The sequence below is a fragment of the Pantoea sp. X-Soil-ISGK-421 genome (assembly GCF_059730785.1).
Genome location: NZ_AP035979.1, coordinates 2,015,997 through 2,028,419 on the forward strand (window position 1 = coordinate 2,015,997; position 12,423 = coordinate 2,028,419).

Consider the following 12,423-nt stretch of genomic DNA (forward strand, 5'->3'; position numbering starts at 1 on the left):
GATTCAATTACCGGAGCCCATTATGAGTGATATCGCGCCCGTGCTGTCGGTTAAGCAGATTACCAAACGATTTCCCGGCATTGTCGCCAACGATCAGGTCGATTTCGCCTTGTGGCCGGGAGAAGTTCATGTGTTGCTGGGTGAAAACGGCGCGGGAAAATCGACGCTGGTGAGTATGCTCGCCGGCCTGTTGCAGCCTGATGAAGGCAGCATCACGCTGGCTGGCGAGCAGCAAAGCATTCACTCGCCACAGCGGGCGCTGGACTTGGGTATCGGCACGGTGTTTCAACACTCTATGATGGTGCCTTCCCTTTCGGTGGTCGATAACTTTGTGCTGGGCGAACGTTGGTGGAAGCGCCCGCCGCGCGCGCGTTTTGCCCAGGAAATTGCGCGTGTCAGCAAAGAGATTGGCGTGCAGGTCAATCCTTATGCGACCGCCGGTTCGCTGTCACTCGGCGAGCAGCAGCAGGCTGAAATCGTGCGCACGCTGCTCCGCGGCAGCCGGGTGCTGATTCTGGATGAGGCCACCGCGATGCTTACACCGCAGAATGCCAACGAACTGGGGCAGCTCATGCGACGTCTGGTGGCGCAAGGGTTAGCGGTGGTGTTTATCACCCACAAATTAAATGAAGCGTTGGATTGGGGCGACCGCATTTCAGTGCTGCGCCTTGGCCGCAAAGTGGGCGAAATCACCCCCGATAGCTTGCGTGCGTTAAGCCGCGAAGAAGCCACGCGTCGGGTGGTGCAACTGATGTTTAATCTTGATGCGGCTCAGAGTCGTGAAGCCGAACACCGCGAGCGCAGCAGTAGCTGTCAGCACGATGCCAGGCCGGTGCTGGAAATCCATGCGCTGGAGGTTAATGACGCGCTGATGCCGGTGAGCCGCATTGAATTGCGCATTCGGCCCGGAGAAATCATCGGCGTGGCCGGTATTGATGGGAACGGGCAGAAACAGCTGGCTGAGGCGATTGCCGGACAGCGACCGCTCAGTAGCGGCCGCATCTGGCTGGATGGCACGTCCATTGAGAGCGACTCGATTGGTGAGCGGCGGCGACGCGGTCTGCGCTATGTCACCGATAATCGGTTGGGCGAAGGGACGGTGGGGACTTTTCCGGTTGCCACCAATCTGCTGCTCAAGCAGATCGGCGATCCCCCTTTCTGGCGCAACGGCATTGAGCAAACCGCTGCCATCGCCGAGTGGAGTCGCGTGCGCATTCGCGAGTACGACATTCGCGTACCGCAAACGGATACCCCGATTGGTAAGCTTTCGGGCGGCAATATTCAAAAAGCGGTGCTGGCACGCGAGTTGGGCGGCACGCCGCGCGCGGTCATCTTCTCCAAACCCACCTACGGCCTCGATTTACAAAATATTCGCTCAACGCGCCGGCGAATCCGCGAAACCGCTGAATCCGGCAGCGCCGTGATGCTGATTTCCACCGATTTGGAAGAGATTTTGGAACTCTCCGACCGCATCGCGGTGATGTCACAAGGCCAGATTGTTGGCGTGGTCGAAAACGATCCCCGCGCCCGCTCGCGCGTGGGTGAACTGATGAGTGGAGTACATTGATGAACAGTCAATCCGAACAAACCGGCTTGTCATCGCCAGCGGTGGTGCTGCCTTCGTGGACGAAAGTCTGGCTGATGCGTCTGGCCTATTCCGTGCTGCCGTTGCTGATTGCGCTGGCGATCACCGGCAGCCTGCTGCTGCTGATGGGCGTTAACCCGCTGGAATATTACGCCTATATTGTGCGTAAAGGGCTGTTCACGCCGTCCGGTCTGGCTGCCACCTTGACGCGCATGGGGCCGCTGCTGCTGATCGCCGCCAGCCTGATTGTGGCGTTTCGCGCCGGGCTGTGGAATCTCGGCGGTGACGGGCAGTTTCTGCTCGGTGCAGTCACCTCTTCCGCGCTGGCTCCCGCACTGATTGGCTGGGGCGTACCGGTCTGGCTTACGCTGCTGTTGGCGATGCTTGCCGCCGTGGTGGTCGGCGCTATCTGGGCGCTGTTGCCGGGCCTGTTGAAGGCGTGGCAAAACATCAATGAGATCATCACCACTATGATGATGTCGTTTTTGGGGATATCGCTGGCCAACGTACTGGTGAAGCTGGTGTTTTTTGATCCCAACACGACCGTGCCCCAGACCCGCACCTTGCCGTGGGAGGATCGCTTACCGGCGCTGTTTGGCAGCAATATCTCCTCTGGCTTACTGATTGGTTTAGTGGCGATTTTAGCGGTGCATTGGATGATGACGCGCAGCGCTTTCGGCCTGCAACTCCGCGTGGTGGGAGCCAATCCGCAGGCGGCAATTCATGCCGGAATCCCGGTGAGCCTACTGACGCTGGCGGTGTTTGCCCTGTCGGCGGCGCTGGCAGGATTAGGCGGCGCGGTAGAGATCATGGGCGTTCAAGGCAACGTACGTGCCGACTGGAATCCCGCTTACGGATTGGTGGTGGTTCCTCTGGTGTTTCTGGCGCGCTTTAACGGTTTTGGCACCATTGCGTTTGTCTTCCTGTTCTCAATGCTCTCCATCGGCAGCGAAAGCGCCGCCCGGCGCATGGATATTCCGAACCATTTCACCCTGGTGACGGTTGCCGTCTTGATGCTGGTACTGGGGTTAACCGAATGCGTTGAACAGCGTCAACGCCAGAAAAAGGGGTAGCACATGGATCTGTTTACGGTTGGCTTCCTGACATCACTGCTGCTCGGCGCGGTCATCGCGGGCGTACCGCTGTTGCTGGCGGGATTGGGCGAGCAGCTTTCCGAGAAAGCGGGTGTGCTGAACATCGGCCTCGAAGGCATGATGTTGTGCGGGGGTTATCTTGGCTTTTATGTTGCCTGGCAAAGTCAGTCGATGGGGTTCGGCCTGCTGGCCGGTGCACTCGGCGGTGGATTGACCGGCGCATTGATGGCGCTGCTGTGCGTCTGGTGGCGGCTGAATCAAATTGTGGTAGGAATTGCCATTACGCTTGGCGCAGAAGGCGCCACCGCCCTGCTGCACTATTTCCAGTTCAGCCGTACGTATCCCCGTTTGGGTAACGTCGATAGCTGGGCAATTCCCGGTTTGCATCAGATTCCGCTGGTTGGTCAGGTACTGTTTAATCAGCCGCTGGTTGTCTATCTGGCCGTGCTTACGGTACCGCTGTTTGCCTGGATCTATCGATCCACTCTCGCCGGACTGTATCTCCAGGCGGCCGGCGATAAACCGGCTGCGCTGGATGCCGCAGGTATCAACGTGTTACGCACCCGCACCATTGCGGTGGTGATCACCGGCATGTTTGCGGGGCTAGGCGGCGCATTTATGTCACAAATTGGCGCGGGGATCTTTGTCCCCTTTATGACACAAGGCAACGGTTTTATCGGAATTGTGCTGGCGATGCTGGCGCGCGGCAAACCATTATGGGTGCTGGCCGGTGCGCTGCTGTTTGGTTGCTGCTTATCGATGACCACTGCCTTGCAGGTATTGGGCATCGATGTACCCACTGATGTGATTCAGATGTTGCCGTTTATTGCTGTCATGTTGGTGCTGCTGTTGTTCGGACGTCGCGCTAGCTTGCCTGCGGCGTTAGGCGCGCCTTACGTACGCGGCGCACGTTAACATACTGTGTTTCTCAACCTTAAAAATCAACCAATTAATAAATGGTTTTGTGCGCGCTTTTTTTTCGGTTATGATGGGGAAATCGTGATTCTACTGCGTCAGATAATGACGAGTTGAGAATTTAGTGATCTGTTTTTGCTCATAATTATTACAATAACCATTTTTATTGGTTGCATGGCAAAGATCATCAACATCCCTACTCCGGTTATAGCGGAAAAGAACAATGACAGGAACGCCCATGACAACCAATAACGTTTCGCAGACCGAACGCTCGCCAGTCAAAGAGAAGCAGCAGGAGAAGCTGGAACAGCTGGTCACGCAAATCAGCAAACTTAAATCCGCGAAGGGTGGATTACCTGCTGAGCGCGTGCTGGCAGAAAAACTCAATGTAAAGCGTCATCTGCTGCGCCTTGCACTACAGATGATGCGCGATCGCGGTGATATTCCTCCCGCGCGCCCGGGACGTCGTATCACCTCCGGTAAGCCCAGAACCCAGCCGGTTGCCGTAACGGCTTCGGTCGATCCGGTCAGCACCTTTATTGGCAGTGACTTGGTGCGCTCCACCAATCCGCTGGAAGTGATGGAGATGCGTATGATGCTTGAACCGGCGTTAGCGCGTCTTGCTGCCCTGCGCGCGTCGCCGGAAGAAATTGCCGCGATAAAAGCCGCGGCCAGCACGCCCAACGATATCTCGCCCAGCGAAGCCGATCAGCGTTTTCACCGCGCCATTGCCGTGGGTTCTCGCAATAGCCTGGTGAGTGAACTGTTTGTATTACTCAATCAGGTTGCCAGCGACAGCCGTCTGCGCTTCGCCGAAAGCGACGAAGAGACCACGCAGGAGCGTATTGAACAGCGCGATCGTGAACATCATCAAATCGCGGATGCCATCGCCAACCGTGATTCCGACGGTGCCGAGCGCGCCATGTGGCAGCACCTTGCAGTGGTTCAGCAAAAAATCATCAGTCGCCTGGGCTTTGCGCCTTCGAAGAAGGATTACGCCTGAGCGTTTTAACCGGGGAGAAAAGCAATGCATTACGATGTGCTGATTATTGGCGGGGGTTCGGCAGGTTCAGTATTGGCATCACGTTTCTCAGAAAATCCGGATTGCCAGGTGGCTCTATTGGAAGCGGGCGCGTGGCCGACCGATCCTGACATCGCTAATCCGGCCATGTGGCCGCAGATTCAGGGACGATCTTACGACTGGCAATATGCCACCGTACCGCAAGCGGGTACCGCCCATCGTATTCACCCCTGGCCGCGCGGGCGCGTCGTGGGCGGTTCCAGCTGCCTGCATGCGATGGCGCATGTGCGTGGTCATCAAGACGATTTTGCCGCCTGGGCACACGCCACCGGCGATGATCATTGGTCATGGCAAGGTTTACTGCCGTGGTTTATTAAAAGTGAGCGCTTTTCTCAGGGTGCCAGCGCTGTACATGGCGATACCGGCCCGCTTGATGTCTGGCTGCCTGATGAAGATGTTCATCCGCTGGTAAAAAGTTATATGCAGGCAGGACTGAATCAGGGTGTGCCCTGGTTGGGTGATCACAATGGCGGGCAGCTGTGCGGCGTAGCGGCCAACTCGCTGACCATTCGCCACGGCAAACGCGTATCTGCCGCCGATGCCTGGCTGACACCCGCGCGTGAGCGGACTAATCTCAGTATCCTGCTCAATATTCAGGTCGAAAAGCTGCTGATTGATGACCACCGTATTCACGCTGTGGAGTGCCACCGTAACGGTGAAGCATTGACCTTAAGCGCCAGCACCGTGATTGTGTCAGCGGGCGCTTTGGCTTCTCCAGCCTTGTTGATGCGTTCGGGCATTGGCAGCGCCAGCGAACTGGCTGAGTCTGGCATTGACTGCCAGATTCCATTGCATCAGGTCGGCAAGAATCTACATGATCACCTGCTGGCGGCGGGTAACGTCTGGCTGGCTCGGCAACCGATCGCCCCAACCCGCTTGCAGCACTCGGAATCACTGATGTATCTCAATGCGGCGGATATCCGCGAACGCGATGCTCAACCCGATGTGGTATTAGGTTGCGTTTGCGCACCTTCAGTGGCCGAAAGTTTCCCGCAACCGCAACCCGGTACCACTTATACCTTGCTGTGCGGCGTAACGCGGCCCACCAGTCGCGGCCAGATTCGCCTGACTGGCGCGCATAGCCGCGATCAATTGCTGATCGATCCCGCCTATTTGCAAACGGACTACGATCGCCAAACCTTCCTGAAAGCGTTGAAAATCGCCCGTCAGATTGGTAGCGATGCGGCTTTAGATGCGTGGCGGGAAAAAGAGTGGCTGCCAGGTGCGGAGATTCAGGATGATGCCGCGCTGAATGACTTTATCGCCCGCGCGGTGATCACCCATCATCATCCAGTCGGCACCTGCCAGATGGGGAAAACCGCCAGCGATTCAGTGGTGGATGGCCGTCTGCGCATTCACGGCCTGGAGAATGGTTACGTTGTCGATGCCTCTGTTATCCCGAGCATTACCAGCGGTCCGGTTCATGCGGCGTTACTGGCGCTGGCAGAATCATTTGCTGGAAGGTTTTAACGCCAGCGAACGGTTGTTTTTTACGCGCACCACGGTTCTGACCATCGCCAGCGTGGCAACAATCACTAATATGCCACCCACCATCGCCATGGCTTTAAAACCGAGATGTTTAAACATCAGCAAACCGACAATACCGCCAATCAGGAAGGAGAAAATCGTGGTCAGATGCGTCCATAACTGACGTTTCTGGCCCGAGATGTTTTTCGACGGATCGCGGCGAAACAGCGCGGCTATTACGGATGCCAGGGATATCCCCGCATCTGTCAGCGTGCCGGTAATATGGGTTGAACGTACGCGGCCATTGGATAATTGCGTTGACGTTGAATTATGTACGCCCATCAGGAAGCCCAGAATCACAATGACTTCGCGATTATTAGCCGATGAATAAAAGAACATTTCAAACAGCGATAACACGATTAAAGCAAGCCCTTCAGCCCACAGTATTTGGCAGAATATAATCCGATTGCCATTCGCTAAACCGCTGATCACCACTATTCTCGCCGTGACCGCACCACAAACAAAGGCAAACAGGATAGTGGCCAAAAAGGTGATATCGCGGAAATTAACGTTCGACACTTCGCTGGATAATTGTGAGGTATTCCCTGACATGTGTGAGGGGAAAAAGCCAAACGCCCCCAAGGCGATCGCATTGAGCACGCCGGCAGCAGTGGCGAGCCACATTGCCAGATTCCTGTCCTCATCATGCGTTCGTGTGCGTTTAAGTTTAATCAGCATCAGATACCTCATCATTCTGAAATAGGGCCGAAATATAAACTTAGAGCAGTTTGGGAAATTAATAGCCAGGAAACCCCTGAATATTTATCAAGAGTGTTAAAGAAACTAAAAAAAGCAATCAAGTTTGTAGTTATTTAAATTAACGTAAATTATCGGATGTAAATATCGGTCGCCATAAATGGCGCCCCTAGAGAATGGAGGCGCTGTGCGTTTTCATCGGTGCAACGATGACATTCACGCCTAAATCCTGCATACGACGCAAAATAGGCACCGGCGTGCCCTGATTGACAATCACCACATCAAATTCACTCAGATGAGCAAAGCGATGCAACGCTCGACGTTCAAACTTGGTGTTATCCATCATCAAAATACGCTTCTGCGCGGCGTCAAACATCGCGCGCTTAGTCTCTACCGTTTCGGCGGATTGGTGGAACACTGCATCGTCGATGATCGCTGACATGCTGACGAAAAACACGTCGGCGCGCAGGCTGGCAATTTCATCCCGTGTCATGCGGCCCATGAACGCATTGCACCAGTGATAAAACTGTCCGCCCAGCCCCATCAGGGTGATATCGCGGCCGTTACGCAGCTCGTTCATTAAGGTCAGAGAGTTGGTGATCACCGTTAGCGGTGCGCGTGCCGAGAGCAGCCGCGCCATTTGCAGCACGGTAGTAGAATCATCAAGGAAAATCGCCTGACCCGGTTCGAGATAGGTGGCGGCCACATCGGCAATCGCCTGTTTCTCTTCCAGCTGACGCGTGGCGCGATAGATATCGCTGGATTCAACCAGGCTGGTTGGCGTAGCAGACACCACGCCGCGCGATTTGTGCAGTAAGCCACGTTCTACCATTTCGTCGATATCACGATGCGCGGTCATCAAACTGATACCGAAGCGTTCGGTGATATCTTCGATGCGGATCGCCCCTTCGGCCATCACCGCTTCGGCGATTAACTGGCGACGCGCCAGTTGGCGCGCCTGACGGCTATCGCTGGGTAAGGCTTCGGCCATAAACACATTAAGGGAAGAGTCCTGCGGGTTGTGCGCCATATTTCATCCGGTGTGAAGCGAAAAGCGGGTTCGGCACTTATTACAGCGTTTAAACCATGTTTTGGCAAATTGTCCTGGTGCGCATAAATGCGCACCCTACAAAATCCGCATAGGTCTGTTGTAGGGTCGCCATTTATGGCGACCAGGTTTAACTTACTGCTTCAACACAAACGGCGAAGCGAAGTTGCCCGCATTCTCTTTGGTGATCAGAATGCAGTCAAACAGCTGCTTCTCGGAGGCCGCACCGGTTTTGCCGGTTTTCAGGAAACTGTCCGCCTGCTCAACCGCTTTCTGTGCGAACTGCGCCACCGGCTGCATTACGGTATAGGCCAGCGTACCGGCTTTCACTGCGTCAACTGCATCCGGCGAACCGTCAAAACCGCCCACTTTGATCTGATTCAGCTTACCGGCTTCTTTAAGCGCCGCGATCGCGCCCAGTGCCATTTCGTCGTTGCCGCTGATCACACCTTTGATGTTGGGATTGGCCTGCAGCAGCGACTGCATTTTGTTGAAGCCTTGGGTGCGATCCCAGTTAGCCACTTCCTGTCCCACTTTTTTCAGCGTGGGATATTGCGTCAGCACGGTATCAAAACCATTGGCGCGGGTGGCGGCATTGTTATCCGACGGCGGCCCCACCAGCTCAACATAATTAGCGCTATCGCCCACCTGCTTCACCCACTCCATCGCACCGACTGCCGCGCCCTGCGCGTTGTTAGAGACCAACTGCGCTTTGGCGAGGCCGCTCTGGTTGAGCTCGGCGTTGATGATAAATACCGGAATGTTGGCGGCGATGGCCTTTTTCACCGAACCGACCGAACCATCAGCATTCGCCGGGTCGAGAATAATCGCTTTTGATTTGTTGGTAATCGCCGTATCAATCAGTTGGCTTTCAGTGTTGGTATCGCCTTTGTGGGCGCTGACTTTGGCGCTGTAGCCAAGCTTCTCAGCGGCCTTCTGCGCTACCTGACCTTCTGTCAGCCAGTAAGGGTTGGAAGGATCGTTAACGATGATGGTCATTAACCCGTTATCTGCCCAGGTGGGTGCAGCAAACATGGTGATGGCCATAGCTGCGGCCGCGATGAAGAGACGTTTTGTGAACATAGTTGGTGCTCCGTTATTATTAGGGGTACAGGTTTTACGGATATCCGCGCGCTGCTGAAACAGCGCACGTGAGTTAGCGAGCGCGCCGTCCGTATTGCAGAGTGTTGAGCAATACCGCCAGCACGATCACGGCACCGGTGAACACCGTCTGCCAGTAAGCAGAGACGCCGATAATCACCAGGCCATCAGAGAGAAAACCAATCACAAATGCGCCAAGCAGCGTGCCGCGCACGTTGCCGCGTCCACCTGTTAAGGCCGCGCCACCAATCACTACCGCCGCAATCGCGGTGAGTTCATAAGTGGTACCGGCGGTTGGCCCCGCCGAGGTGAGCTGTGAGGAGAGCACCAGTCCCGCCAAGGCGGCGCAGACGCCGGATAGCACATAGACGCTGATTTTGATGCGTTTCACCGGCACACCCGACAGATCGGCCGCACGTTCGTTACCGCCGGACGCATAAAGCCAGCGACCAAATGCCGAACGGCTGAGCAGGAAACCACAGGCCAGCGCCACCACGCCCAGCACCAACACGCCAACCGGGATGTTGAAGATGCGATTAAAGCCGAGCCAGTCGAAGCCGGTATTCCCCAGCGCGTCGCTACCGGAGAGTTTGTTGTAGGTCAGGCCGTTGGTGATCAGCAGCGCAATACCGCGCGCCACATACATGGTGCCCAGCGTGGCGACGAAGGCCGGGACGCGGAACCAAGCGATCAGCACGCCGTTCACCAGGCCCACCAGCGCACCCACCACCAGCGTTAAGATCGCCACCGCCCACACTGGCAGATAGAGCACCACGCCGAGCGCTTCCAGATTGATGCCCTGCATCATAAATCCAGCCATCACGCCGGCCAGACCGAGCGTGGATCCCACCGACAAATCAATGCCGCCGTTAAGAATGACCAGCAGCATGCCGATCGCCGGTAAGCCGAAGATCGCCACATGTGACGCCATGGTGAGGAAGTTGGCACCGGTAAAATAGTTAGGCGACAGGAAGGAGAAGGTGGCGATAATCACCAGCAGCGCGATAAATGCGCGCCCTTCCAGCAGCAGACGCGCCACATTCAGTTGCTTGTCGCTCTTTTTCCTGGTTATCACCGGCGGCGTATCCAGCGTTTGTGTTCTGTCACTCATACCTTTTGCTCCACTTTTCATGTCATGCCACCAGAGACTCGCCTGAAGCGGCCATAATGCGTTCTTTACTGACGCTCGCGTCGAAGATGGCAGAGATGCGCCCTTTGCTCATCACCACAATGCGATGCGCAATACTCAGGCACTCACCCACTTCCGACGTGGTATACACCACCGCCAGCCCCTTTTTGGCGTTCTCGGCTAACAGGCGAAACACTTCCGCTTTCGCGCCGATATCGATACCGCGGCTCGGCTCATCCAGCAAAATCACTTTCGGACGCGTGGCGAGCATTTTGCCAATCACCACTTTTTGCTGGTTACCGCCGGAGAGCGAGCCAATCGCCGCTTCACCGCCGGCGGTTTTCACCGTGACGTTGCGAATGCTGTCATTGACCAGCTGTTTTTCCCGGCTTCTGGAGAGCACCAGCCCGCGCACAAAGTCGCCGATGCTGGCGAGCGACAGGTTCTCGCCCACCGACATGGTTTGCACCAGGCCATCGCGCTGCCGATCTTCCGGTACCAGCGCCAGCCCAATTTCAATGCGTTGGGAAATGTTGAGCGAGGAGATCTCGGTGTCCTGCAACAGAATGTGGCCGCTACTTTGATGCAGGCGTCCGGCGATGCACTCCAGCAGCTCGGTGCGGCCCGCCCCCATCAGGCCGTAAATGCAGACGATCTCTCCGGCTTGTACCGCCAGCGATAAGTTATCCACCAGCCGTATGCCGGTTTTACTTTTCAGCGTCAGATCCTGCACCGTGAGCGCCGGTAGCCCAAAGTCGTAACCCTGTGGCGGCGAACCCAGATCAAAATGATCGCCGACCATGTTGCGCACGATCCACTCCAGATCGATCTCATCGCGTTTGGCATAAGCGGTCATCACGCCATCGCGCAGCACCACTGCCCGATCGGTAATTTCCAGCGCCTCTTCCAGATGATGCGAGATATAGACAATCGCCACACCCTGACTGGTTAAATCGCGGATCACCTGGAACAGCACCGCCACTTCCGCTGCGCTTAGTGCCGAGGTCGGTTCATCCATAATCAGAATCTGCGAATTGACCGACAGCGCGCGCGCAATCTCCACAATCTGCTGCTGGCCAAGACGCAGGTTCTCTACCGGCGTCAGCGGATCGATCTCCTCTTCCAGCGCGGCCATCAGGTGCGCCGTCACGCGCGCTTCTTCGGCATAATCGACGCCGCCCGGCTTCATGATTTCGCGCCCCATAAAGATGTTGTCGCGCACGTTCATATTCGGCGCGAGATTGAGCTCCTGATGGATAATCGAGATGCCGCAGTCACGCGCTTCGGTGGCGGATCGAAAGGTTTTCTCCTCGCCGTGTAATAAGATTTCCCCGGTTGTTGGCGTAATTACACCAGACAAAATTTTCATCAGCGTCGATTTACCCGCGCCGTTCTCACCAAACAGCGTGGTCACTTCGCCGCGGCGAATTTCGAAATTGACGCCTTTCAGCGCGTGTGTGGAGCCGTAGATTTTGCTGATGTTGCGCGCCTGCAGGATCACTTCACCTTTGAGCAAGGCGGGATTGACATTGAACGGTTTCATTTCACCTCCATGCTGACCGGCGTCACCATCCAGTTCTTCGCGTTAAGCAAGCGGAACACGCCAACCACCTGCACGGTTTTGCCCGGTAACGCATCACGATCCAGCTTGTCGAGCACCGCGCTTTTCATTGCGCGATTGATCGCCGAACCGGCATTTTGATAGTCGATTTGATTAGTGAAATCGCCGAACTGAATCTTGCCGCTGGCGTCTCGCAGGTCGGTGCCGGTAATCGCCGGACCGGTTTGTAGCCGCACTTGCATATCTGCCGGTAAGCCATCGATTTTCAGCGGAAAGATGCCCATCTGGCCCGCTTGCACCACGCCTGCGAACTTAATGGCGAATACCGGCAGCGGTGCGCCCACGCCATATTTTTGCACCGCTTCCTGCTGATTTGTTTGCAGCGCGTCGGCTACGATTTTTGCCTCGACTGCGCGTGACATCACATCCTGCTGAATCGTTGGGAAGGTTTTCTGACCATAACTGTCGGGCGAGAAGCCCTGCTCCTGCACGTCGTCGGCGGAGCCCATTTTGACGACTTTCGTGTCGAGTGCCATCGCGGCGATTACCGCGATCACCACCACGCCGATGGCGGTATAGCGCCGGACGCGCTTACGTGAGATTTGCTGGGCCTGGATTGAGACATCGGACATAACATGACCTCTCACTGACATCAGCTGCGATATTCGCGCTGATAATGTTATAAG

General features: G+C 56.1%; 11 protein-coding genes. 5 read left to right on the forward strand and 6 right to left on the reverse strand.

Features of this window, described 5'->3' with window-relative positions; translation table 11 throughout:
- Window positions 1–22: 22 nt before the first annotated feature.
- The 5 genes from AC6I8K_RS09400 to AC6I8K_RS09420 all read left to right on the forward strand — a co-directional run bounded on the left by AC6I8K_RS09400 (window position 23) and on the right by AC6I8K_RS09420 (window position 6,145).
- Complete coding sequence (locus AC6I8K_RS09400) at window positions 23–1,567, forward strand: putative B6 ABC transporter ATP-binding protein (RefSeq protein WP_497826597.1); 1,545 nt, start codon at window positions 23–25, stop codon at window positions 1,565–1,567.
- Entirely contained in the window at window positions 1,567–2,658 is a 1,092-nt protein-coding gene (locus AC6I8K_RS09405; RefSeq protein ID WP_497826598.1) for a putative B6 ABC transporter permease subunit 2, read from the forward strand. Before AC6I8K_RS09400 ends, AC6I8K_RS09405 begins: the two co-directional genes overlap by 1 nt.
- Before the next feature lie 3 nt (window positions 2,659–2,661).
- A complete protein-coding gene (locus AC6I8K_RS09410) occupies window positions 2,662–3,594 on the forward strand; it encodes a putative B6 ABC transporter permease subunit 1 (protein WP_497826599.1) in 933 nt (310 codons plus the stop codon).
- Between the two features lie 238 nt (window positions 3,595–3,832).
- On the forward strand, window positions 3,833–4,597 hold the full coding sequence (locus tag AC6I8K_RS09415; RefSeq protein ID WP_497826600.1) for a FadR/GntR family transcriptional regulator: 765 nt from the start codon (window positions 3,833–3,835) through the stop codon (window positions 4,595–4,597).
- A 24-nt stretch (window positions 4,598–4,621) separates the two neighbouring features.
- Window positions 4,622–6,145: a GMC family oxidoreductase gene (locus AC6I8K_RS09420; RefSeq protein ID WP_497826601.1), complete on the forward strand. Its 1,524-nt coding sequence runs from the start codon at window positions 4,622–4,624 to the stop codon at window positions 6,143–6,145.
- Here the strand turns inward: AC6I8K_RS09420 and AC6I8K_RS09425 are convergent.
- The 6 genes from AC6I8K_RS09425 to AC6I8K_RS09450 all read right to left on the reverse strand — a co-directional run bounded on the left by AC6I8K_RS09425 (window position 6,125) and on the right by AC6I8K_RS09450 (window position 12,369).
- Window positions 6,125–6,880: a YoaK family protein gene (locus AC6I8K_RS09425; RefSeq protein ID WP_497826602.1), complete on the reverse strand. Its 756-nt coding sequence runs from the start codon at window positions 6,878–6,880 to the stop codon at window positions 6,125–6,127. The two genes, AC6I8K_RS09420 and AC6I8K_RS09425, sit on opposite strands and share 21 nt — an antisense overlap.
- A 187-nt stretch (window positions 6,881–7,067) precedes the next feature.
- Window positions 7,068–7,928 carry a DeoR/GlpR family DNA-binding transcription regulator gene (locus AC6I8K_RS09430; protein ID WP_497826603.1) on the reverse strand — a complete coding sequence of 287 codons (861 nt, stop codon included), beginning with the start codon at window positions 7,926–7,928 and terminating at the stop codon, window positions 7,068–7,070.
- Between the two features lie 153 nt (window positions 7,929–8,081).
- Entirely contained in the window at window positions 8,082–9,029 is a 948-nt protein-coding gene (locus tag AC6I8K_RS09435) for a D-ribose ABC transporter substrate-binding protein (RefSeq protein WP_497826604.1), read from the reverse strand.
- Window positions 9,030–9,102: 73 nt separating this feature from the next.
- Window positions 9,103–10,158: an ABC transporter permease gene (locus AC6I8K_RS09440; RefSeq protein WP_483817400.1), complete on the reverse strand. Its 1,056-nt coding sequence runs from the start codon at window positions 10,156–10,158 to the stop codon at window positions 9,103–9,105.
- Between the two features lie 22 nt (window positions 10,159–10,180).
- Window positions 10,181–11,719, reverse strand: coding sequence for a sugar ABC transporter ATP-binding protein (locus AC6I8K_RS09445; protein ID WP_497826605.1), 1,539 nt, complete (start codon window positions 11,717–11,719; stop codon window positions 10,181–10,183).
- The gene (locus AC6I8K_RS09450; RefSeq protein ID WP_497826606.1) at window positions 11,716–12,369 is read right to left on the reverse strand and encodes a DUF2291 domain-containing protein; all 654 of its coding nucleotides are present in this window, start codon (window positions 12,367–12,369) and stop codon (window positions 11,716–11,718) included. Before AC6I8K_RS09450 ends, AC6I8K_RS09445 begins: the two co-directional genes overlap by 4 nt.
- Window positions 12,370–12,423: the final 54 nt, after the last annotated feature.